Origin of the sequence: Kitasatospora acidiphila, from assembly GCF_006636205.1 — a bacterium.
Classification (GTDB): Bacteria; Actinomycetota; Actinomycetes; order Streptomycetales; family Streptomycetaceae; genus Kitasatospora; species Kitasatospora acidiphila.
In genome coordinates this window covers 769,693-792,053 of the sequence record NZ_VIGB01000003.1, presented here as the reverse complement: position 1 = coordinate 792,053, position 22,361 = coordinate 769,693, and the positions used below count along the sequence as shown (strand labels likewise).

The following is a 22,361-nucleotide window of genomic DNA, read 5'->3' as shown; positions in this document are numbered from 1 at the left end:
GACCACCCACGCCAACCCGTCAGCTGCCATCGCCCGAAGGGGAACTCCGTTGTCCAGCATGCCCGTTGCCGGGATCCGTCCCGGTGCCCCGGACCAGCCCGCCGACCTGGTCGTCCGCAACGCCAAGGTGCACACCAATGACCCGCGCCGTCCGCATGCGAGTGCCGTGGCCGTCCGGGACGGACTGATCACGGCGGTCGGTGCCGACGCGGACGTCGTCCCGCTGGTCGGCCCGGACACCCGGGTGGTCGACGCGCTCGGCCGCCGGGCCGTCCCCGGACTCAACGACGCGCACCTGCACGTCATCCGCGGCGGCCTCAACTACGTGCTGGAGCTGCGCTGGGACGGTGTGCCGACGCTGCGTCAGGCGCTCGCCATGCTCCGGGTCCAGGCGGAAGCCACCCCGCCCGGCCAGTGGGTGCGGGTGGTCGGCGGCTGGTCCGCCGACCAGTTCGCCGAACGGCGGCTGCCCACCCTGGACGAACTCAACGCCGCGGCGCCCGACACCCCCGTCTTCGTGCTGCACCTCTACCAGTCGGCGCTGCTGAACCGGGCCGCGCTGCGGGCCGCCGGATTCACCCGTGACACCCCGAACCCGCGCGGTGGGCAGATCGTCCGCGGCCACGACGGCGAACCGACGGGCCTGCTGATCGCCGCGCCCGGCGCGCTGCTGCTCTACTCCACCCTGGCCAAGGCGCCGATGCTGGACGAGGCCCACCAGGCCGGCTCCACCCGGCACTTCCTGCGCGAGCTGAACCGCTTCGGCCTCACCTCCGCGATCGACGCCGCCGGCGGGTTCCAGAGCTTCCCGGAGAACTACGCCACCGTCATGGAGCTGGCCCGGCAAGGGCAGTTGACGCTGCGGATCGCCTACCACCTCTTCCCGCAGACCGCCGGACAGGAACTGGACGACCTCGCCCGCTGGGTCGCAACCGTGCGCCCCGGCGACGGCGACGCCTGGCTGCGCCTCAACGGCGCCGGGGAGAACCTCACCTGGGCGGCGGCCGACTTCGAGAACTTCACCGAACCGCGACCGCAATTGGGCGCCTACGAGAGCGAGTTCGAGAAGGCCGTCCGCCTGCTCATGGAGCACGGCTGGGGCTTTCGGCTGCACGCCAGCTACGACGAGACCATCCGCCGCGACCTCGCCGTCTTCGAGAAGCTCGCCGCCGACGGCCTCTTCCCGCACGGCAACCGCTGGCTCTTCGACCACGCGGAGACGGTGAGCCCGGACAGCCTCGACCGGATCGCGGCCCTGGGCGGCGCCGTCTCGGTGCAGAACCGGATGTCCTTCCAGGGCGAGGCATTCGTCTCGCGCTACGGCGCCCCGGCCGCCGCCGAGGCGCCGCCGCTGCGCGCCATGCTGGACCGCGGCCTCACCGTCGCGGGGGGCACCGACGCCACCCGGGTCTCCTCCTACAACCCCTGGGTCGCGCTGCACTGGCTGGTCTCCGGCCGCGCGATCAGTGGGCGGCGCCTGGCAGCCGAGCACAACCGGCTCAGCCGCGAGCAGGCCCTGGAGCTCTACACCCTGGGCGGCGCCCGCCTCACCGGCGAGGATGACGTCAAGGGACGTCTGACCGTGGGGAGTTACGCGGACCTCGCGGTGCTCAGCGCCGACTACTTCACCGTGCCGGAGCCGGACATCCCGCACATCGAGTCGGTCCTCACCGTGGTCGGCGGCCGGATCGTCCACGGCGCCCAGGAGCACCAGGGGCTGGCCCCCGAGCTGCCCGCGGTGGCGCCGTCCTGGAGCCCGGTCACGCGGTTCGGCGGCTACCACGCCACCCCCGCGCCCAGCCTGGCCGGCGTCCGGCAGGCCGATCGGGTGGTGGAGGCCGCCGCGGCCTCCGGCGAGCAGCTCGCCTGGCGCGAAGCCCGCGGCCTCGCCGTCCCCGGTCAGAGTGCAGCGCCGCTGGACCCGTGCTTCTTCTGATGGAACGTCAACTCGTAGAGGACACACCGTGACCACGCCCGCAGACGATCCCGGAACCGCCGCCCGACCGCAGTCGCCGGTTCCCGGGCCACAGGTCCACGACCGCCATCCGCTGGCGCTGGCCCTGTTCGCCCTCACCGCGGTCAGCGGCCTGATCGACGCCGTGAGCTACCTCGGCCTCGGCCATGTCTTCACGGCGAACATGACCGGCAACGTCGTCGTCATCGCCTTCGCCCTGGCCGGAGCACCCGGGTTCTCCGTCACGGGCTCGCTGACCTCACTCGCCGCCTTCCTGCTCGGCGCGGTCCTGGCCGGCCGCCTGGTGGCGCGGAACGCCGACACGCGGCGCGACCGCCGGGTGCGCACGGCCCTGGCCCTGGAGATCGCACTGCTCGCGGTGTCCGCCGCCGTCGTCTTCGCCTGGAGCGCGAACGGATCCGCGCGGTACGCCGTGATCGCCCTGGTGGCCGTGGCGATGGGCATCCGCAACGGCACCGTGCGCGGCCTCGGCGTGCCGGACCTCACCACCACCGTGCTCACCCTCACCCTGACCGGCCTGGCGGCCGACTCCCGCCTGGCCGGCGGCACCGCGCCGCGCCAGCGGCGCAGGGTCCTCGCGGTCGCCACCATGCTGGCCGGCGCGGCCCCCGGCGCGGTCCTGGTGCTGCACGGGCAGACCGCCTGGGCGCTGGTGGCCGCCGCGGTGCTGGCCGGCGCCACCGCGCTGCTCTACCGGGAGTGAGGTGTCGCCTCATCAGGTCCACCGGCAGTGAGGTGCTGCCGCCTCAGCTCCGCCGGGAGTGAGCTGCTGCCGCCTCAGCTCCGCTGCCTCCGGCTCCCGCCGCGCCAACCCCGTTCCGCCCACCCTCCGGAGACCTCATGGCCTCACCGGCCGCCATAGAACTGTCCCGGTGGCAGTTCGCCATCACGGCGATCTTCCACATGTCCTTCCCGGCCCTCACGGTCGGCCTCTCCGTGCTGCTCGCCGTCGTGCAGACCGCCTACGTACGCACGGGCAACCCGCTCTACCAGCAGATCTTCCGCTTCTGGAAGAAGATCTTCGCGGTCGGCTTCGGCCTCGGTGTCGTCGCGGGCACCGTGATGACCTTCGAGTTCGGCCTCAACTGGGGTGTCTTCGCCCACGCCGTCGGACCCGTCATCGGGGTCACCATCGGCATGGAGGTCATCACGGCCTTCTTCCTGGAGGCCGGCTTCATCGGCGTCATGCTCTACGGCGAGGGCCGGGTCAAACCGCGCACCATGGCGCTCGCCTCCTGGATGGTCGCCTCCGGCACCCTGCTGTCCACCACCTGGATCCTGTCCGCCAACAGCTGGATGCAGGACCCGGCCGGCTACACCGAGACGGCCGGCCAGTTCCACCCCGGCGACTGGATGACGATCCTGCTCAACCCGGCCTTCACCTACCGGTTCCCGCACATGCTGCTGGCCGTACTGATCAGCGCGAGCTGGTTCGTCGGCGGCATCTCCGCCTGGTACCTGGTCAAGCAGCGCCGGGCCGCGTTCCCGTTCGCCCGCCGCTGCCTGTCCATCGCCCTCGGGGTGCTCGCCATCCTGATGCCGATCCAGTTCTACTACGGTGACGCCACCGCCGGCTTCATGGCCCAGCACCAGCCCGCCAAACTGCAAGCGCTCGAGGGGAACTGGCAGACCGACAACAACGGATACAACCTGGTCGTCATCCCCGACACCGGCCAGGGCAAGAACGACCTGCGCATCACCGTCCCGCACCTGGGCGCGGTGATCGGCCACGACCTCACCGGCGAGGCCCACGTGCCCGGTCTGCTGCAGAGCCCGCCCGACGAGCGGCCCAACATGTGGAGCGTCTTCTACGGCTTCCGGGCCATGTACTTCATCGCCCTGGCCATGTTCGCCACCGCCCTCGCGGGTCTGGTGCTGCGCCTGCGCAGGCGGCTGTTCGACTCCCGCCGCTTCCTGCGCTGGATGGTCTGGATGACACCCGCCGGCGTCATCGCCATCACCGGCGGCTGGATCACCGCCGAGACCGGTAGGCAGCCCTGGGTGGTCTACGGCAAGCTGCGCACCGCCGACGCGCTGTCGCACCTGACCACCGCCGAGGCCGCCACCACCCTGACCGCCTTCGTGCTCCTCTACGCGACCCTGCTGGCCATCTGGGTCCGCTACATCGTCCGTACCGTCAAGGCCGGCCCAGAGGCGCCCGCGGCGCCGATCCTCGGAAAGGAGGCCCCCGTTGCTTGAGTACGCCACCTACGCCCTCGTCCTGCTCTCGCTCGGCATGTACGTCGTCCTGGACGGCTACGACCTGGGCGTCGGCATGCTCAGCCTGTTCGCGAAGGGGGAGGGCCGGCGCGAGCACGGCGAGCTGATCGCCACCGCCTGGGACGCCAACGAGAGCTGGCTCGTGCTGGCCGGCGTCGCCCTGTGGGCCGGGCTACCCGGCGTCTACGCGACCGTGCTGCCCGGGGTCTACCTGCCGCTGATCGGCATGCTCCTCGCAATCATCCTGCGCGGCATGGGACTTGAGTTCCAGAGCGCCGCAGCCGGCTACCGGCGCGGCTGGGCCCTGCTGTTCGGCTGGGCCTCGGTCGCCGCGACCCTCTGCCAGGGCCTGGTGCTCGGCGGCGTGCTCAGCGGCCTGCGGCAGCACGGCGGTTCGTTCAGCGGCGGCGCCTTCGACTGGCTCACCCCCTACAGCGTGCTGTGCGCGCTCGGCCTGGTGGTGCTGTACCTGCTGGCCGGTGCCGCCTGGCTGCAGGACAAGACCGAGGGCGCGGCCCGCGAGCGGGCGGGCCGGGCCGGGCGCCCGCTGCTGGTGGGCACCACCGTGGCCGCGCTGATCCTCGGCTTCGGCCTGGAGATCGCCGATCCGGAGAAGTTCCGCTTCGACGAGCCCGTGCGCGCGGCGCTGTACTGGACCGCGGTCGCCGGGGCGGTGGCCGCGGGGGCCGTGGCCTGGCACGGATTCGGGCGGCGGCCGGACTGGCGGCCCTTCGCGGGCGTGGTCGCGGCCCAGGTCTGCGGTCTGCTGGCACTGGTGGCCGCCACCGCCCCGGTGATCGTGCCACCTGAGCTGACGCTGCATCAGGCCTCCAGTCCGCACAGCTCGCAGACCTTCCTGGTGGTCGGCGTGGGACTGTGCATGCCGGTGGTGTTCGCCTACAACGCGTACGCGTGGTGGGCCTTCCGCGGCAAGTTCACCCAAACCCCCGAGGCGCCGCTCGCCCCGCTGCGGGTGCGGGCGCGAGAAGCCCGTCAGGCCCGGCCCGAGCCGGGCGGCCTCGTGGTCGTCGCCCGGCGCGTGCTGCTCACCGTGCCGGGCATCGGGCTGGCGGCCGTGTCCCAGGACGTCTTCGGCGGCATCGCCAGCTGGATCGACCCGGTGGGCGTCGCCCTCCTCTCGGCGACGGCCCTGCTCGCCTGGCTCCTCAGCGACCGGCGCGACCAGCGGGACGGGGTCTTCGATCTCGACCCGCAAGACGCGGACTCCGCGAGGGTTCGGACGTGAGCACTTCGACCGCCCTGCTGACCGAACTCGGCGACGAGCGGGCCAGGGGCCAGGACGACGAGGTGTCGGCCCGGCTGCAAGCGTGGGCCGAGCCCGGACGCGGGGAGCTGCGGCGGGCGGGCCTGCTGCGCGGGCTGGCACCGCTGGGCACGGTGCTCTGGGCGGCAGGCCTGGCCTGGGCCGCCCAGCGCGGGCTCACCAGCCAGAACGGTGCACGGATCCCGGTACGCGTCCTGCCCGGCGCGGGCCTCGTCCTCGCGGGACTGGCGGTCCGGTCCGTGCTGCTGTGCACCGCCGACGCGGCTGCCGCGCGCGGCGCCCGCCGGGTGCGCGCGGCACTGCGCGAGCGCCTGCTCGCCGCGACCCTGCCTGCGCACGGGCCCACCCGCACCGGACTCGGTGACGCCGCCCTCGCCGAGTCCCTGACCGGCGAGGTGGCCCGGCTGTCGGAATGGCTCACCGAGTACGTCCCCGCCCGCACCACGATGCTGCTGGGCAGCGGCCTGACCCTGGCGGCCATCGCCACCCGCGGCTGGTTCGTGGCACTGATCCTGGTCGCCGCCACACCGCTGCTGCCCGCCAACCTCAAGGTCATCGGCCTCGGCACCCAGGCCGCCGTCCACGCGCAGCTCACGGCGGTGCGCCACCACAGCGCCCGCCTGCTCGACCAGCTGCGCGGACTGCCCACGCTGATCGGACTGGGCGCCCGGGAGGCCGCCGCGCTCTCGCTGCGCGAGGACGACGAGGAACTGGCCCACCGCACCCAGACGGTGCTGCGGGTCGCCTTCCTCTCCACCGCCTGGATCGAGCTGCTGATCACCGGCAGCCTCGCCGTGGTGGCGACCTACTGCGGTCTTGCGCTCCTCAACTACCTCCAACTCCCGCTGGTACCAGGCCATATGAGCCTGGCCACCGCGCTCTTCGTGCTGGTGCTCACCCCCGCCTACTTCGCCCCCGCCCGCGACCTGGCCCGCGGCTACCATGCCCGCGCCGAGGCCCGCGCCGCGGCGGAGCTGATCGAGAAGACCCTCGGCAGCGCCGGCACCGCGGGCGAGGACCCGGACCAGCCCGCGCCGGCCCGACGCAGCGGCGGCACGGTCGGCGTGCAGCTGGAGGGGGTGACGGTCCGTCACCCCGGCCGGGTGGATCCCGCCTTGGAGGGCGTGCGGCTCCAGCTCGCCCCGGGTGCCTTCCTCGCCGTCACCGGGCCGAGCGGCGCGGGCAAGTCGACCCTGCTCGCCGTCGCGGCGGGACTCGCCGAACCGACCGCCGGAACCGTCACCCACGAGTGGGACGGCACCTCCCAGCCGCCGTCACCCGCCGCGGTCGCCTGGGTCGGCCAACCCGCACACCTGCTGCCCGGCACGGTCCGTGACAACCTGCTGCTGGCCCGGCCGGACGCCACCGACGCGGAACTCGCCGCCGCCTTCGGCACGCTCGGCTTCGGCGACCTGCTCTCCGACCTGCCCGGCGGGCTGGACACCGCGGTCGGCGAGCGGGGGAGCGGGCTCTCCTCCGGCCAGTCCCAGCAACTCGCCCTGGTACGAGCCTTGTTGCGGGACGCACCGCTGCTCTGCCTGGACGAGCCCACCGCCCACCTCGACCCGGTGGCGGAGGCTCGTGTGGTGGCGGCCGTGCGCACGCTGACGCACGGCCGGAGCGTGCTGCTCGCCACCCACAGCCCCGCACTGCTCCCACTCGCGGACCGGACGATCCGCCTGGACCGGGGACGGCCTCATTGAACGCCTGGCGACTACTGCGCCACACCGTGCCCCGCCGCGACCTGGCCGCCGGCCTCACACTGGCCGCGGCGGCGGAACTGAGCGCGGCGGCCCTGCTGGGCCTGTCCGGTTGGTTCCTGACGGCCTGTGCGGTGGTGACGCTGCTGGCCAACACGACCTGGTCGTGGATGTACCCGTCGGGGACCGTCCGCGCCCTCGCCCTGCTGCGCACCTCGCTGCGCTACCTCGAACGGTTGGTCAGCCACCGAGTCGTCCTCGCCACGACCGTGACCCTGCGCGGCCGCCTGGTGAAGGGCACCGGCGAACTGAGTGCGCGCGAGCTCCGCGCCCAACGCGACGGAACCCTGCTCGCCCGCCTGACCACCGACGTCGAGGCCGTGGCCGGCCTGCCGGCCCAGGCCGTCGCCCCACTCGCCGGGTGCGCGGTCACCGTTGTGCTGGTGGAGGCGCTGCTGCTGCGGGCGAGCCCGATGCTCGGCGCCGCCGAGTTCGCCGTGTTCGCGGGCGGCGGCTGGTGGGCGATCCGCAGCGGCCGCCGGGCCCGGCGGCACCTCGCCGACGCCGCCGCTGCGCGGACCGGCGCACAGACGGACCTGATCGCCGCCCGGGCCGCCCGCAACGAACTGCGCTGCCTGGACGCGGTGCCGCAGGTCCGCGCGGTCGTCGCGGCGGCGCTGGAGCGCGAGGAGGCGGCCGCCGCCGCAGTGGCGGCCGAGCAGCGCACGGGACGCCTGGGCCTGCGGCTGCTCGCCGCCCTCGGCCAGGGGCTCGCCCTGCTGCTCGCCCTGCAGGCAGGCATCTGGTCGCAGCCGGTGGCCGACGCCGTCGGCGAGGTGCTGCTGCTCGCGGCGGCGTGGGAGCTGCTGGACCGCCTTCCGCAACTGCTCCAGGAGCTGGCCGCCGCCCAGGACGCGGCCGAGCGCCTCGGCCCGCTCGCCGCAGCCGTCGCCGACCGGCAGCGGCCCGCCCTGACGCGGGGTGGCCCGGTGCTCACGGTGGTGGACCTGCCCGTCGAGGTGGTCGCCGACGGCTGGCTGGCCGATGCGACCGTCGCCGACCGGCAGCCGCCCGCCCTGACGCCGGGTGGCCCGGTGCTCACGGTGGCGGACCTGCCCGCCGGAAACGGCGGGCGGCCACTGACGTTCACTGTCCGTGCTCCCCGGCTGGTCGTGGTCACCGGCCCCAACGGCAGCGGGAAGTCCACGCTCCTGGGGCAGTTGGCCGGCCGGGTGCCGGCCGCCGCAGGCCGGGTGCGGCTGGGCGCCGCCCCCGTCGCGGACCTGCCCGCCGAGGCCGTCGCCGACGTGCTCACCCTGGTCGAGGCCGACGACTGGCTCGCCGATGCGACCGTCGCCGCGAACCTGTGCCTGGCCGCACCGCTCGCCGCCCCCGAGCAGTTGCGCGCCGCGCTTGCGGTGGTCGGACTCGATGCCCTGCACCCGGACACGCCGGTGGGCCAGGGTGGTCGCGCGCTGTCCCAAGGACAGCGGCGCCGCCTCGCCGTCGCCCGCGCCGTCCTGCGCCGGCCGCGCATCCTGCTGCTCGACGAACCCACCGCCGGACTCGACCGGCCGACCGCCGAGGCGCTGCTGCGCGAACTGCGGCGGGCGCTGCCCGACTCGGCCCTGGTCCTCGCCCTGCAGGAGCAGGACCTCGCGCTGCTCCCGTGGCGCCCGGACGTGGCCGTCGACTTGACCGGCCCGACGACTCCTCGGCCGGCCTGCGGCACCGGGGACGACGGTTCAGTGCGGGCTGACCCGCCGCCCTGGTACTGATCCACGGTCTGGCGATGCCGGGGCTGCGGCGGCCCGGCGGCATCCCGGTCCGGTGGCCGCAGCCCGGCTCGCGAACGACAGTGAGGAGAGGAAGCCGGTCCGCACCCACCTGGAGGCGACGATGCCTGAACCGGACACCGGGAAAGGGCTGCTCCCCTCGGGCCTGCCCTCCCGCCGGCAGGCCCTGCTGCTCGGCTCCTACGGACTGGTCGCCCTCGCGGTGCTGGTGGATCTCGCCACCGGCCCGGGGTCGACCCTCTCGCCGGTCCTGGCCTGCCTCCCGGTGCTGGCCAGCGCGGGCACCCGCTCACCGAAAGTGCCGGCGACGGCCGGGGTCGTGGCGGCGGCGGGAGTGGCCCTGCTCGTGCTGGCCAACCCGGATGTGCCGCTCGCCGTCCAGCTGGCCACCTTGACGGCGGTGGCAGCGGTGACCTTGGCGAGCACGGCCACCACCCTGCTGGTCCGGGCGCGCGAGCACGAGCTCCTCCAGGTCCGCACCGTCGCGGAGGCTGCCCAGCGCGCCCTGCTGCGCCCCGTGCCCGCGCGGGTGGGAGCGCTGCGGATCGCCGTGCGCTACCTGGCCGCCGCGGCCGAGGCCCGCATCGGCGGGGACCTGTACGAGGTCATGGAGACCGAGCACGGCATCCGGATCCTGCTCGGCGACGTCCAGGGCAAGGGACTGGCGGCGGTGGAGACCGCCGCCGACGTGCTCGGGGTGTTCCGCGAGGCGGCCCGCACCGAGCCGGAGCTGGCCGGCCTGGCCGAGCGACTGGACACCGCCCTCGCCAACCGCCCCAAGGGAGAGCGCTTCGTCACCGCCGTCCTACTCGGCATCCCCACCGCGACGGGGCCGGCCGAGGTCGTCAACTGCGGCCACCCACCCCCGCTGCTGCGCCACCGCTCCCGGGTGGTGACGGCGCTGGAGCCGCCCGCCTTCGCACCACCGCTGGCACTGCGCGCACTGACCGGCGAGCCCTACCGCAGCCGCACCTTCGACCTCCACCGCGGCGACCTGCTGCTCCTCTACACCGACGGGGTGGCCGAGGCGAGGAACGCGGCCGGCGACTTCTACCCCCTCGCCGCCCGCCTGGCCACCGACCTCACCGCCGCGGAGCCGGACGCCCTCCTCGCCCAGCTGCTGGCCGACGTGCAGTCCTGGGCCACCGACGGGCTGAACGACGATGCGGCCGTGCTCGCCCTGCGACGCGAACCCTGAACCCCGGGCTGGCCGCCTTGCCGGGAGCCCTGCCGGGGCAGCGCTTGGCAAGGCGGCGGGCGGCCTGCTGCGGCACCGAGCCCGGCCAGAGTCGGTGAATTGCCCACCGCTGCGGAGCGGTCAGCTGCTCCCGAGGATCATGACGATCACACAGCAGCTCGTGCCCGGTCCAGGTCGACGACCTCGCCGTTGAAGCCGAACTGGTGCAGGTCGCCGCCGGGTGCCTCGATGCGTCCGGCGGCGGCCAGGCCGCCGGCCTTGACGGGCTCGAACCCGGCCGTGCGGATCAGCCGCTCGGCCGCCCTTGCCGCGCTGTCGTCGTCGGTGGCGTAGAAGAGCACCGCGCGATGCGGCGTGCGGTTGGCGCTCGCGGCGAGAGCCTCCGCGGCGAGGGTGCCGAACGCCTTGACGTAGTGGGCGCCTTCGGGCAGCAGGGCGGCGGCCACCGACCCGGCCGACTGCCCTTCGGGCAGCGACCGCACGATCTGGCCCTTGTCGTCGAACGCGATCGGATTCGACGGGTCGATCACGACCTTGCCGTCCAGCAGGGGTGCGACCTGCGGGACCAGCTCCCGCATGTGGTCCAGCCAGATGGCGAGCACGACCGTGTCCGCGCTCGCGATCGCGTCCGGCACGGAGGGGGCCGCCTGGGCGAGCGGCCCGAGCTCGGCTGCGAGCTCGTTGGCACGCGAGGCGCCCTTCCCGGCCAGGACGACGTTCTCGCCCCCGGCGACCAGGTGCCGGGCGAGGGTGCTGCCGATGCTGCCGACGCCTACGATTGCGGTGGTCATCTCCGGTCTTCCTTTCCGCTGACGTTGAGTCAGGTCTAGCGCAGATGTCTCAGATGTCCCGGATGTCGTCGGGCAGCAGCCCGAATGCCTGATAGGCCCTCACCCAGTCGACCGACTCCCAGTGCTCGACGATCAGCCCGTCCTCGACACGGAAGAAGTCGAGGGTGGTGAAGTCGCCCGCACGGCCGGTCCCGGCGATGGTGCCGTCCCAGACGCTGCGGGAGGCGAGCCGGTTGTTCTCGGCGACCATGTGGGTCTGCAGGGCCGGCCCGTCGGGCATCGCGCCGCGGCTGATCGCCGCGCGTGTTCCTAGCGCATCACCAGGCCGCCGTCGACGGTGACGACCTGGCCCGTCAGCGCGGCGGCGTCGTCGCCGACGAGCATCGCCACCACGGCCGCGGTGTCGTCCGGCGAGGATTGATATAGTCACTTGGTCAATTGCTGAATGGGGGATTCGGTCATGGCAACCGGTGGAGCGGATGACCAGGCGCGCTATCCGGCCGGCCTGGCGGAGCGGCTGGCAGTCGGCCTGCTCGACCTGATCGCCGAGCAGGGGCTCGGCCCCGGCGACAGCCTGCCCACGGTGCGGGGCATGGCCGAGCGGTTCGGGGTGACCCCGCCCACGATCCGGGAGGCGCTGCGCAGGCTGCAGGCCACCGATGCCGTCCAACTGCGGCACGGGTCCGGGATCTTCGTCGGTCCCGGGGTGCGGCGGACGGTGCTGCCCAATCCCAACTCCGTGCCCATCCGGGACGAGCAGATCCTCCAACTCGTCGAGGCGCGACTGGCGATCGAACCGAGCATCGCCGCGCTCGCCGCCCGGAACCGCACCGACGAGCAACTGGCCCAGCTGGCAGCCGCGGTGGAGATCGCGACGCAGTCGCGGGTGCCCCGAGGCCGCAACTTCCACCGGGACCTGGCCGCCGCGTCCGGCAATCCGATGCTGTTCGAGGTCGTCGACTCGCTGCTCGCGGTGCGGCGCGGGGAGCAGCGCACCCTGCGCGGACTCATCCAGGACCGGGTCCACGACCGCGACCGGCACCAGGCGATCTTCGAGGCGGTGCGGGACCGGAACCCGGTCGCGGCCGAGGAACTCACCCGACAGCACCTGCGTGAGCTGCGTGCGAGCACCGCGACGCTGCTGCGCCGGCCGCGAGAAGACGAGCCGTCGACGGATGCCTGACGTACCGTCAACCAAAGAGAGGCGCACACTTTTGCGACACCAGATTCGACGTGAGGCGCGTCGGCACCTCCCGCTGCGCCGGTCGGCGTCCGGCCTGGCCGCCGGGCTCGTCGCCGTGCTGGCGGTGGGCTCGTCGGCGGGCTGCTCGGCCGGCCCGGCCTCCGCCAACTCGGCCTCCGCCGACCCGGCGTCCGTCAGGCCGACGTCCGTCAACTCGGCCTCCGCCAGCCCGACCCAGGCAAGCCCGACGGTGGCGGTGAGCGGTGGGTCGGCCTGTGCAGGTGCCCCGAACTCCGCGACCACCCACACGATCCAAGTCGGCGGGAAGTCAAGGACGTTCATCGAGCACCTGCCGTCCGCCGCCACCGCTGGCACCGCCGGCGCGAAGCATCTCGCGATCATCGCCTTCCCCGGACGTGGCGAGACCGACAGCGAGTTGGAGGCGTACTCGCGGCTCGACGGGGTCAATGCCGTCGTGCTGTACGCCCAGGGCCTGAACGGCGAGGGTGCGAAGTCGACTTGGGAGGCCACGCCCTACCTCGGGGACTCCGCGCACGACTACGAGTTCGCCGATGACCTGGTGCAGTGGCTGGCGCAGGCGCCTTGTGTCGACGCCACCCGGATCGACCTGACCGGCAAGTCGGACGGCGCCGGCTTCGCCGCGTCGGCCGCCTGCACCATCAGCGGTGTCGCGGCCGTCGCCACCGTCTCCGGTGCGTTCTACCAGGACAGCAACCACTGCACCGCCAGTGGGCACCCGCTGCCGGTCCTCAATCTGCACGGCAGCAGCGACTGGGTCATTCCCTACGACGGCAACCCGGCCCGCAGGCTGTACGGGACCGACGCGTGGCTCCAGTTGTGGCGTCAGCGCGACAAGTGCACGGGCGCGGGAGTCGAGCAGGCCCTCAGCGCCGACGTCACCCAGACCACGTGGTCGGGCTGTGCCGACGGGTCGGTGGTCGTCAACGACCGCATCGCCGGCGGCGGACACACCTGGACGGTTGCCACCGCACCGAGCGGTCCCGGTGCCACCGTCGGCCCGATCGACTCCGCGCAGACGATCGCGGCCTTCTTCGCCGCCCACCCCCTGCCGGGGGCCAAGCCGTAGCCGGACCGACCGCTCGTGACCGGCCCGCGCAACGGGCCGTCCGGGTGATCCCGGAGCCAGGAGCGGGCGTGGCACGGGTGATCGGCAAGGGTGCCGCAGACGGCGTCGGAGTGACAGGGGAGGGGCGGCCGCGTGGCGGGAGTCGGGGCCGGGACCTGCGAAAGCGGTGAGCCGAGACGGCTCTGCCGGGCCCACCGTGGTGAACTGAACTGACACGGCGTCAGCTGCGGCGACCCAAACCCGCCGAGCCGGTCCGCGTTGAGGTGAAACATGTCACGGTCCAGACCCCTGCGCCGGCCGCGCCCGGACGTGTAGGTTCCTGCGGCCAAGGGGAGCACTCCCCCGATCGCGGATCCCCGTCAACAGCTCCTGCGACGAAGAGAGAGCCACGAGAGATGTCTGCACACGGCTCTGCACACCACCACCCCCCGCAGCGCATCGGAGTGGTCACCGAGTCCGCCCCGGGCGAGACCCGGGTCGCGGCCACCCCGTCAACGGTGCGCGGCCTGCTCGCCCTCGGCTATGAGGTCGTCGTCGAGTCCGGGGCCGGCTCGGCCTCCGGCTTCACCGACGAGGCCTATGCCGAGGCCGGCGCGAGCATCGGCGATGCCTGGGCGGCCGACACCGTCCTCAAGGTCAACGCGCCGTCAACCGGGGAGATCGCCCGGCTGGCCGATGGCGCGACCGTGGCCGGCTTGCTCGCCCCGGCGCAGCGGCCCGACCTCCTGGAGGAGCTGTCCTTGCGCCCGCTCACGGCCCTGGCGCTGGACGCGGTGCCGCGGATCTCGCGGGCGCAGTCGATGGACGTACTCAGTTCGATGGCGAACATCGCCGGCTACCGGGCGGTGATCGAGGCGGCCCACGTGTTCGGGCGTTTCTTCACCGGCCAGGTGACGGCCGCGGGCAAGGTCCCCCCGGCGAAGGTCCTGGTGGCCGGTGCCGGCGTGGCCGGCCTCGCCGCCATCGGCGCCGCCTCCAGCCTGGGCGCGATCGTCCGCGCGACCGATCCACGGCCCGAAGTCGCCGACCAGGTCCGTTCGTTGGGCGGCGAGTATCTCGCCGTCGACGTCACCCAGGAGGCCAGTACCGACGGCTACGCCAAGGCCACCTCCGCCGACTACGACCGCGCGGCCGCCGAGCTGTACCACGAGCAGGCCCAGGACGTGGACATCGTCGTCACCACCGCGCTGATCCCCGGCCGTCCCGCCCCGCGCCTGCTCACCGCCGCCGACGTGGCGGTGATGAAGCCCGGCAGCGTCATCGTCGACATGGCCGCCGCGCAGGGCGGCAACGTCGAGGGCACCGTGGCGGGCCGTGCGGTGGTCACCGACAACGGCGTCACCATCATCGGCTACACCGATCTCGCATCCCGGCTGCCCGCCCAGGCCTCGCAGCTGTTCGGCACCAACCTGCTCAACCTGCTGAAGCTGCTGACGCCCGGCAAGGACGGCCAACTGGTCCTGGACTTCGACGACGTGGTCCAGCGCGCGGTGACCGTGGTGCGGGCGGGGGAGCTCACCTGGCCGCCGCCACCGGTGGCCGTCTCGGCCGCGCCCGCCGCCGGGCCGGCCGCCGCCGAGGTGCCGGTGGAGCCGAGACGGTCCCGGCTCACCCCGGCGGCCCGGTTCGGCCTGATCGGCGTGGGCCTTGCGGCGATGTTCGCCGTCGTCGGTTTCGCCCCGGCCCAACTGGCGGAGAACTTCACGGTGTTCGCACTCGCCGTGGTGATCGGCTACTACGTGATCGGCAAGGTCCACCACGCGCTGCACACCCCGCTGATGTCGGTCACCAACGCGATCTCCGGGATCGTGGTGATCGGCGCCCTGCTGCAGATCGGGCACGAGAGCGTGGTCGTGACCGTGCTGTCCTTTGCGGCGATCCTGCTGACGAGCGTGAACATCTTCGGTGGCTTCGCCGTCACCCGCCGCATGCTGTCGATGTTCTCGACGTCCCCCGAAAGGCGCTGAGCTCCGATGACTTCCACCACAGCCTCGCACGCCGCGGACCTGGTGGCCGCCCTGCTGTTCATCCTCAGCCTGGCCGGGCTGTCCCAGCACCGCACCTCGCGCGCCGGCGTCGGCTACGGCATCGCCGGCATGGCCCTCGCGCTGGTCGCCACCATCGTGCTGGCCGCCCAGAGCATCACGGCCGGCGCGGTCGCCCTGATCATCATCGCGATGGCGCTGGGCGGCGCGCTTGGCCTGTGGCGGGCACGGCAGGTCGAGATGACGCAGATGCCCGAACTCATCGCCGTGCTGCACAGTTTCGTCGGCTTGGCGGCGGTGCTGGTCGGCTGGGACAGCTACCTGGAGGTCGAGTCGCACGGCTCGGGTCAGACCCGGATCGCCGCCGACCTGCTGGGCATCCACCACGCCGAGGTGTTCATCGGGATCTTCATCGGCGCGGTCACCTTCACCGGGTCCATCGTCGCCTTCCTCAAGCTGTCCGCCCGGATCGCCTCCCGCCCGCTGACGCTGCCCGGCAAGAACGCGCTCAACCTCGGTGCGCTGGCCGCCTTCGCCGCGCTGACGATCTGGTTCACCGTCAGCCCGGACCTCGCGCTGATGGTCGCGGTCACCGTCCTGGCGCTCGCGCTGGGCTGGCACCTGGTCGCCTCGATCGGCGGTGGTGACATGCCCGTCGTGGTCTCCATGCTCAACAGCTACTCCGGCTGGGCCGCGGCGGCCGCCGGGTTCCTGCTCGACAACAACCTGCTGATCGTCACCGGCGCGCTGGTCGGCTCCTCGGGTGCCTACCTGTCGTACATCATGTGCAAGGCGATGAACCGTTCCTTCATCTCGGTCATCGCGGGCGGCTTCGGCATCGAATCCCCGGCGCGCGGGGACGAGGAACAGGGCGAGCACCGCGAGATCCGGGCCCGGGAGGCGGCCGAACTGCTCGCCCAGGCCAGCTCGGTGGTGATCACCCCGGGCTACGGCATGGCGGTGGCGCAGGCCCAGCACCCGGTCGCCGAACTGACCCGGCGGCTGCGCGAACGCGGCGTCGAGGTCCGCTTCGGCGTGCACCCCGTCGCCGGGCGCCTGCCCGGGCACATGAACGTGCTGCTGGCGGAGGCGAAGGTGCCCTACGACATCGTCCTGGAGATGGACGAGATCAACGACGACTTCGCCGAGACCTCGGTGGTGCTCGTCATCGGCGCCAACGACACCGTCAACCCCGCCGCCACCGACGACCCGTCCAGCCCGATCGCCGGCATGCCGGTGCTGCGGGTCTGGGAGGCCGAGCACGTCGTCGTCTTCAAGCGGTCGATGGCCTCCGGTTATGCGGGAGTCCAGAATCCGCTGTTCTTCCGGGAGAACAGCAGCATGCTCTTCGGCGATGCCAAGCAGAGCGTCGACGCGATCCTCCAGGCGCTCGGCGACGCCGGTCCGCACGCCTCGGGCCCGGCCGCCCAGCAGACGGCGGCGGCCGGCTAGCCGGTCCGCGCTGTAGGGTCGGGTCCTGGTGGGACACCCGACCCGAAACGGAGAGACGATGGCAATCGAGAAGGCGATCCTCGCCGGCGGCTGCTTCTGGGGCATGGAGGAGCTCTTCCGCCGGCAGCCCGGCGTGCTGTCCACCCGGGTGGGCTACACCGGCGGCGAGGTCCCCAACGCCACCTACCGCCACCACGAGGGCCACGCCGAGGCCATCGAGGTCGTGTACGACCCGGCCCTGACCGACTACCGGGCGCTGCTGGAGTTCTTCTTCCAGATCCACGACCCCAGCACCATGAACCGGCAGGGCAACGACATCGGCAGCAGCTACCGCTCCGGCATCTTCTACACCAGCGAAGAGCAGAAGAAGACGGCCGAGGACACCATCGCCGACGTCGACGCCTCGCGCCTGTGGCCGGGCGAGGTCGTCACCGAGGTCAGCCCCGCCGGCGCCTTCTGGGAGGCCGAACCGGAGCACCAGGACTACCTGCAGAAGTTCCCCGACGGCTACACCTGCCACTTCCCGCGCCCGGGCTGGAAGCTGCCGCGCCGGGCGGCGGGCTGACGGCACGCCGCTGGGGCGGCAGCTTCACGGGGCCGGACGGGCACCGGCAGGCAGCGGCGCTGCGCCGGCGGGTTTTCGCGCCGCTGGGGGCCCGCTAGCGCTGCGCTGGTGGGCCTCCGTGCCGCTTGGGGCTCGCTGTCGGCCGCGCCCGCGCAGTGGGCCGGGCGCGGCGGCCGTCCGTCAGTGCCGGTGGTCGTAGTCGGGCTGGGCCGGGTCGCCCGGGTGTTCCAGGCCGGGGACCAGGGTGAGGCGGGTGGCGCGGGCCTGGTCCAGCCAGCGGACGAAGGCGAGGCGGCGGGCGCAGTCCAGGAGTTCGGCTGCCGGGTCGGGGCCGGGGGCGGGAGGTGCCGGGCCGAGCAGGGTAGCGGTCCAGGGGCCCACGGTGACCGGCCGACCGGGGCCTGCGGTGCGCAGGGCGTCGGCCAGGTCGGTGGGGAGGGTGGCCGGGTCGGCGGTGAAGTCGCCGTCGGGGGTGCTCAGTTGCCACTCGGGCGGGGCGGGTCGGCGGCGGGCGGCTGCTCGGTGACCTGGACGTCCGCCGTGACCGCCTCGTACACCGCCCGGACGGCGGCGCTGCCCTCGAAGGCGGCCGCCGCGATCGATCCCAGTTCGACTGCGGCTCGCTGGTCCAGATGGACTGGTGAGGCTGTCGCGCAGTCCAGGCCCCGGGCGGCGGCCTCGGCGGCGCACAGCTCCTCGGACAGCAGCACCTGGGCCACCCAGCGGGTGAGTTGGCGGTCCTGCTGGGTGCCGGGGGCGGGGAGCGCCGAGGCACGCGGGCCGGCGCGCAGGGCGGCGAGCCGGGCGTCCAGCTCGGCGCGGGGGAGTGGGCGGCCGTCCAGCAGGCCCAGTAGCGGCTCGTGGGTGTGCATCACGGTGCCGCCACCCGCAGTTCGACGGTCGGCGCGTACTGGCAGCGGCCGAACCACATCACCTTGGCCACGGCCCAGGAGTGCCCTGGTGCGGCGTCGGTGGGTACGGCCACCTCGAACGCGACCGTGGTCTGCTCCCCGGGCGCCACCGTGAAGCCCCGCACCGGTTCGGCGAGCAGCTCCCAGCTGCCCCAGGGCGAGACCAGTTGCAGTTCGCCGCGGATCTCGCCACGGGTGCGGTTGGCCAGCCGCACCTCGATCGCCGTGGTGTCACCAGGGGTGAGGCGGACGGTGGTTGAGGTGACGTCGACCGACAGACCGGTGTCCCGGGCCTTGCCGGACTTGGTGCCCTGGGTCTGCCGCCCCTCGTCCATCGGCTTGCCGGGGACGGGGAGTTGGCCACCCGGTACCTTGCCGACCGCGACCGTGGCGACGTCCTCGATCACCTGCCCGTCGTACTCGGTGCGCACGGCCACGAAGTAGAGGCCCGGTTCGGCTCGGTGCGCCGGGGTGACGGTGATCGGCAGTTGCAGGTGGCCGTCGACGGCGAGACGGTAGGGGCGGCGGCGGACGGACACCTGCCAGCCGTCCGGGGCCAGGATCTCCAGGGTGCCCGTCACCTCGGTGTCGCGCAGCTGGGAGGAGAGCACGGCGGTCAACTCCACCGGCTCGCCGTTGGTGTGGCGCAGACCGGGGCTGACGCCGACCGACAGCGGGAGGTAGCCGAGCGGTGCCGGGCCCCGGTTGTGCAGCCAGTAGCGGGCGTGCACCGGCTGGGCGCGCTCGGCCACCGGCCCGAGCACCTCGATGGCATCCGTGACCACGACGGCCGCCGCCACCCCCACCACCGTGGCGATCCGTGCGCCCGTCAGCTCGATCGCGCCGTCGGCCACCGCCGCACCCGGCCGCTCCAGCAGGTCCGCCGAGTGCAGTCGGTCCAGAGCCAGCGCGCCACCGAGGCGGGCGGTGCTGCCGAGCCCGGTGGACTCCAACAGGCGGACCGTCACCCCGTCGGTGGCGTCGGCAGCCGCGGCCGAGCCGTGTGCGACCGGGTTCCCCTGCGGCTTCAGGGCGCCCAGCCGCACCGCGCGGGCCGGCTCGACGCGCAGCCAGGACAGCTCGGCGGGCAGCGGCCCGGACTGCGCGGGAGTTACCCGCGAGTACAGCGGATGGTTGAACTCCTGCCCCTGCGCGGGCAGTTCGAGGGACCGCCAGTCACCGTCCCCCGACACCAGGGCGTAACTGAACTCATGTGTCCAGTGCTGCAGTTGGAACGCGCTGCCGTCCGGGGCGGTGCGCCGCGGCGGGTCGATCCAGACGCCGGACGGCCAGCCGGTGCAGGAGCGCATCAGGGACAGGTGCAGCGCGCCGGTGGGGTCGACCGCGAAGCCGGGCAGGCCGTAGCTGAGCAGTGCCACCGTGTGGTCGGTCAACCGCTCGCTCTCGTGAAGCGGCTCGGGGCAGACGGCGTCGACCGCCGCGTCAGCCAGGTCGGCGGCGAGCGCGTCCCGGTCCAGCGCCACCAGTGCGGGCAGTGCCCGCAGGTCGCGCAGGTCGGCATTGGGCTGCCAGACCTCGCGCAGCGGCCGCTCGGCCGGGACCCACACCCGCCCGTGCTCGGCGAGCAGCTCCGCGTACGGCTCACCGGCCCGCGCCAGCAACTCCCTTACGGCCGGGTTGCGTTCCGGGCTGCCGAGCAGGATGCGGAAGTCCGGCAGGTTGGAGTCGACGTCCAGCCACCCGTACCGCGACCAGTCGGCGCTCGCGGTGGTCGTGGTGACGCCGACCCGGGCCAGCGCCACCACCAACTCGCGGGCGTCAGCGGCCTCGTCGAGCTCGGGAACCACCAACTCGGCCACACCCAGTGCCCGTTCACCCAGGGAGTCACCGTCCGGCGAGGACACCCGCACTCGTGCCGTCGCTCCCAGGCCGAACCAGGTGTTGGCGGGGTTGTCCAAGGTCCAGGGGGCCTCGGCGACATCGACGTCCGGCAGGGCGAAGCCGCGGCCCACCACGGCGTCGGCGACCTCGCTGATCGGCAGGGCGCCGGGCAGGTCGGCCGGGAAGCGCACCCGGACCAGGCGGTCGGCGGCCGTGTAGTCGAGGACCCTGGTGCGGCAGTCCACCCGGTCGGCGCCGTGCCACAGGGTGACGGTCTGCTCGTAGGTGATGCCGTCCACCTGGCCGGTGGCGACCAGGCGTTCACCCAGCGGCCCGGTCTCCCGGTGCACCGTGGCGGCGTGCCCTCCGGAGCCGATGGCCGGGCCCTTGGGCAGCAGGTGCCAGGGGCCCTCGCCGAAGTCGGGGTGCTGCGGGTACTCCTGGTAGACCCGCAGCTCATTGCCGAGCTGGCCGGCGCGCAGCAACTCCCTGTCGTGCCGCCGGTCGTACACACTGGACAGTGCGCCGCCCCGGGCCGGATCGGCGGTGACCCGGTAGCGCTGGTTGGCCACCGTCAGCCCATCGGCTCGCCGCCAGAGCGGATCTGAGGCACCGTCAACCAGCCGCCAGGTGCGCCAGCCCAGTGACGGCACCCGGTCGGCGGCGAAGTGCAGCACCCCGTCGGCCACCGCACAGGGCACCGGTTCGCCGTCGTCGTCGAGGACTCGGGCATCCGTCAGCTGGTCGGGAAGTCGGAGCGACACCAAGCCCGACCGATCGAAGGAGAGCGTGTTGGCCACCACCACGGCCGACCCGTCCCCGCTGGTGTCGATCCGGGCCACCAGCGCGTCCAGCGAGCGGTCGCGGACCTCGGCGGCCAGGTCGTGCGCCTCCCGCCAGCCGCCGAGCAGGTCCAGGTAGACCTGGTCCGACTCGGAGCCGGTGATCGCGTCATGGTGGGCGCCGTAGGCCAGGTGCCGCCAGACCTTGTCCAGCGCGCTGTGCGGATACCGGCCCAGGCCCTGGAGCGCGGCCAGCGTGGCCAGCTTCTCGGCGTCCAACGCGGCCACCTCCGCCGCCCGCTGGGCCTGCTTGGTGTCGATGTAGGAGACGTCCTTGCCGGTGTAGATCGGGTTCATGTCCCGGCTGATCGGGCTGGGGCGGCGCCCCGAGGCCTGGAGTTCGGCCCGCACGGCGGTCAGGAAGTCGCGAGGGGTGCCGCAGACGAACCGCGGCCAGACGTACTTGGCCGCCCAGGAGCGGTGGATCCCGGTGACCCACTTGTTGGGCGGGGTGTAGTCGGTGCCGACCGGCAGCAGCAGGTTGCGGGTGGCGCCGACCGGCTTCAGCTTCTGGTAGAGCTGGTAGACGGCCTGCTCGGCAGTGGCCAGGTCGGGGGAGGAGTCCATCCACCAGCCGGCCGAGTAGTGGTGCGGCATGTAGTGCGTGAGCACCCCGTCGCCCGAGGGGGAGAGCCACTCGAACTCGCTGGGGAACTGCATCACCCGGGCGTCGTCCTTGGCCGTGCGGAAGTTCTTCTGGATCGGGCCCCACTGGTGGAACGGGCCGCGGGCCCAGGCGCTGGCGGTCAGCCCGGCGGCGGCCAACAGGCCCGGGAACTGCGGGTCGTGGCCGAACACGTCCAGCTGCCAGGCGGTCTGCGGGTCGCCGCCCAGGATGTCCCGCTGGTAGCCGATGCCGTGGATCAGATTGCGGATGGTGGTCTCGGAGCCGGTCAGATTGGTGTTGGGCTCGTTGTAGGTGCCGCCGACCAGCTCGACCCGGCCCTCGGCGAGCAGTCGGCGCAGGTCGGCGCGGCGCTCCGGGTGCTGGTCGAAGTAGGGCTTGAGGTAGTCGACTTCGGCCAGCACGAACCGGTAGTCCGGGTCGCGGAGCGCGAGCGCCAGGTGGGCGTCCACCAGGGCGAAGCCGTTGCGCTCCCAGAGCGGCCGGGTGGTGGCGTCGCCGGAGAGCAGCTCCCACGGGGAGGTGTAGGCGGCCTGGGTGTTCCACCACACCGGGTCGTAGTGGAAGTGCGAGACCAGGAACATGGTCCAACCCGGCTCGGCGACCAGCACGGTGGCCTCGACCTGGGAACGGCGGGCGGTGACGGTGACCGGCAGCTCGGTGCCGGGGGCCGCGCCGGTGATCTCCAGCGGTACCTCGACGGTGCCCGTGCCGCTCGCCTCGCCGTGCACCCCGGGGCCGCTGACGGTGACGGTGGTCGACCGGTGGCCGCTCAACCTCACCCGCAGCACCTGGCACGGGTCCTGTTCCGTGCCCACGAACAGGTCGGTGGACTCCACGGCGGTGATTTTGACCGACACGGGCGGTGCTCCTCTCTCCGTGG

General features: G+C 73.3%; 17 protein-coding genes. 12 read left to right on the top strand and 5 right to left on the bottom strand.

Annotated features, from left to right (window positions below):
• Window positions 1–58: 58 nt before the first annotated feature.
• From E6W39_RS04425 to E6W39_RS04395, 7 genes are all read left to right on the top strand, one after another.
• The gene (locus tag E6W39_RS04425; protein WP_181799671.1) at window positions 59–1,936 is read left to right on the top strand and encodes an amidohydrolase; all 1,878 of its coding nucleotides are present in this window, start codon (window positions 59–61) and stop codon (window positions 1,934–1,936) included.
• A 28-nt stretch (window positions 1,937–1,964) separates the two neighbouring features.
• A complete protein-coding gene (locus E6W39_RS04420; protein WP_181799095.1) occupies window positions 1,965–2,678 on the top strand; it encodes a YoaK family protein in 714 nt (237 codons plus the stop codon).
• A gap of 137 nt (window positions 2,679–2,815) precedes the next feature.
• Window positions 2,816–4,174 carry a cytochrome ubiquinol oxidase subunit I gene (locus E6W39_RS04415; RefSeq protein ID WP_141632356.1) on the top strand — a complete coding sequence of 453 codons (1,359 nt, stop codon included), beginning with the start codon at window positions 2,816–2,818 and terminating at the stop codon, window positions 4,172–4,174.
• Window positions 4,167–5,441 carry a cytochrome d ubiquinol oxidase subunit II gene (locus E6W39_RS04410; protein ID WP_141632355.1) on the top strand — a complete coding sequence of 425 codons (1,275 nt, stop codon included), beginning with the start codon at window positions 4,167–4,169 and terminating at the stop codon, window positions 5,439–5,441. The genes E6W39_RS04415 and E6W39_RS04410 overlap by 8 nt, the downstream gene beginning before the upstream one ends.
• Window positions 5,438–7,183, top strand: a complete 1,746-nt coding sequence (locus E6W39_RS04405) for an ABC transporter ATP-binding protein/permease (protein WP_141632354.1) — start codon at window positions 5,438–5,440, stop codon at window positions 7,181–7,183. The genes E6W39_RS04410 and E6W39_RS04405 overlap by 4 nt, the downstream gene beginning before the upstream one ends.
• Window positions 7,180–8,958: an ATP-binding cassette domain-containing protein gene (locus tag E6W39_RS04400; RefSeq protein WP_141632353.1), complete on the top strand. Its 1,779-nt coding sequence runs from the start codon at window positions 7,180–7,182 to the stop codon at window positions 8,956–8,958. The genes E6W39_RS04405 and E6W39_RS04400 overlap by 4 nt, the downstream gene beginning before the upstream one ends.
• 121 nt (window positions 8,959–9,079) lie before the next feature.
• Window positions 9,080–10,174 carry a PP2C family protein-serine/threonine phosphatase gene (locus E6W39_RS04395; protein ID WP_141632352.1) on the top strand — a complete coding sequence of 365 codons (1,095 nt, stop codon included), beginning with the start codon at window positions 9,080–9,082 and terminating at the stop codon, window positions 10,172–10,174.
• Window positions 10,175–10,320: 146 nt separating this feature from the next.
• Here E6W39_RS04395 and E6W39_RS04390 read toward each other — a convergent pair whose 3' ends face one another.
• Both E6W39_RS04390 and E6W39_RS41005 read right to left on the bottom strand, forming a co-directional pair.
• On the bottom strand, window positions 10,321–10,965 hold the full coding sequence (locus tag E6W39_RS04390; protein ID WP_141632351.1) for an NADPH-dependent F420 reductase: 645 nt from the start codon (window positions 10,963–10,965) through the stop codon (window positions 10,321–10,323).
• Window positions 10,966–11,014: 49 nt separating this feature from the next.
• Entirely contained in the window at window positions 11,015–11,395 is a 381-nt protein-coding gene (locus tag E6W39_RS41005; RefSeq protein WP_228717959.1) for an ester cyclase, read from the bottom strand.
• 30 nt (window positions 11,396–11,425) lie between these two features.
• On the opposite strand from E6W39_RS41005, the gene E6W39_RS04380 reads away from it, so the two are divergent.
• The 5 genes from E6W39_RS04380 (at window position 11,426) to msrA (ending at window position 17,258) form a co-directional block, all read left to right on the top strand.
• Window positions 11,426–12,148 carry a FadR/GntR family transcriptional regulator gene (locus E6W39_RS04380; RefSeq protein WP_141632349.1) on the top strand — a complete coding sequence of 241 codons (723 nt, stop codon included), beginning with the start codon at window positions 11,426–11,428 and terminating at the stop codon, window positions 12,146–12,148.
• 31 nt (window positions 12,149–12,179) lie between these two features.
• On the top strand, window positions 12,180–13,256 hold the full coding sequence (locus E6W39_RS04375) for an alpha/beta hydrolase family esterase (RefSeq protein ID WP_141632348.1): 1,077 nt from the start codon (window positions 12,180–12,182) through the stop codon (window positions 13,254–13,256).
• Between the two features lie 395 nt (window positions 13,257–13,651).
• Window positions 13,652–15,223, top strand: coding sequence for a Re/Si-specific NAD(P)(+) transhydrogenase subunit alpha (locus tag E6W39_RS04370; protein ID WP_141632347.1), 1,572 nt, complete (start codon window positions 13,652–13,654; stop codon window positions 15,221–15,223).
• A gap of 6 nt (window positions 15,224–15,229) precedes the next feature.
• The gene (gene pntB / locus E6W39_RS04365) at window positions 15,230–16,693 is read left to right on the top strand and encodes a Re/Si-specific NAD(P)(+) transhydrogenase subunit beta (protein WP_141632346.1); all 1,464 of its coding nucleotides are present in this window, start codon (window positions 15,230–15,232) and stop codon (window positions 16,691–16,693) included.
• Between the two features lie 58 nt (window positions 16,694–16,751).
• Window positions 16,752–17,258, top strand: a complete 507-nt coding sequence (gene msrA / locus E6W39_RS04360; RefSeq protein WP_141632345.1) for a peptide-methionine (S)-S-oxide reductase MsrA — start codon at window positions 16,752–16,754, stop codon at window positions 17,256–17,258.
• A gap of 180 nt (window positions 17,259–17,438) precedes the next feature.
• Here msrA and E6W39_RS40275 read toward each other — a convergent pair whose 3' ends face one another.
• From E6W39_RS40275 to E6W39_RS04350, 3 genes are all read right to left on the bottom strand, one after another.
• The gene (locus E6W39_RS40275; protein ID WP_220140160.1) at window positions 17,439–17,639 is read right to left on the bottom strand and encodes a hypothetical protein; all 201 of its coding nucleotides are present in this window, start codon (window positions 17,637–17,639) and stop codon (window positions 17,439–17,441) included.
• A gap of 95 nt (window positions 17,640–17,734) precedes the next feature.
• Window positions 17,735–18,130: a DUF7158 domain-containing protein gene (locus E6W39_RS40270; protein WP_456152136.1), complete on the bottom strand. Its 396-nt coding sequence runs from the start codon at window positions 18,128–18,130 to the stop codon at window positions 17,735–17,737.
• Window positions 18,130–22,338, bottom strand: coding sequence for a glycoside hydrolase family 38 N-terminal domain-containing protein (locus E6W39_RS04350; protein WP_141632344.1), 4,209 nt, complete (start codon window positions 22,336–22,338; stop codon window positions 18,130–18,132). Before E6W39_RS04350 ends, E6W39_RS40270 begins: the two co-directional genes overlap by 1 nt.
• Window positions 22,339–22,361: the final 23 nt, after the last annotated feature.

Excerpts from the sequence above, each read along its gene's own strand:
- E6W39_RS04415 (WP_141632356.1), top strand. The coding sequence starts at position 2,816 with ATGGCCTCACCGGCCGCCATAGAACTGTCCCGGTGGCAGTTCGCCATC.
- msrA (WP_141632345.1), top strand. The coding sequence starts at position 16,752 with ATGGCAATCGAGAAGGCGATCCTCGCCGGCGGCTGCTTCTGGGGCATG.
- E6W39_RS04380 (WP_141632349.1), top strand. The coding sequence starts at position 11,426 with ATGGCAACCGGTGGAGCGGATGACCAGGCGCGCTATCCGGCCGGCCTG.
- E6W39_RS04395 (WP_141632352.1), top strand. The coding sequence starts at position 9,080 with ATGCCTGAACCGGACACCGGGAAAGGGCTGCTCCCCTCGGGCCTGCCC.
- E6W39_RS04425 (WP_181799671.1), top strand. The coding sequence starts at position 59 with ATGCCCGTTGCCGGGATCCGTCCCGGTGCCCCGGACCAGCCCGCCGAC.
- E6W39_RS04370 (WP_141632347.1), top strand. The coding sequence starts at position 13,652 with ATGTCTGCACACGGCTCTGCACACCACCACCCCCCGCAGCGCATCGGA.
- pntB (WP_141632346.1), top strand. The coding sequence starts at position 15,230 with ATGACTTCCACCACAGCCTCGCACGCCGCGGACCTGGTGGCCGCCCTG.
- E6W39_RS04390 (WP_141632351.1), bottom strand. The coding sequence starts at position 10,965 with ATGACCACCGCAATCGTAGGCGTCGGCAGCATCGGCAGCACCCTCGCC.
- E6W39_RS40270 (WP_456152136.1), bottom strand. The coding sequence starts at position 18,130 with ATGCACACCCACGAGCCGCTACTGGGCCTGCTGGACGGCCGCCCACTC.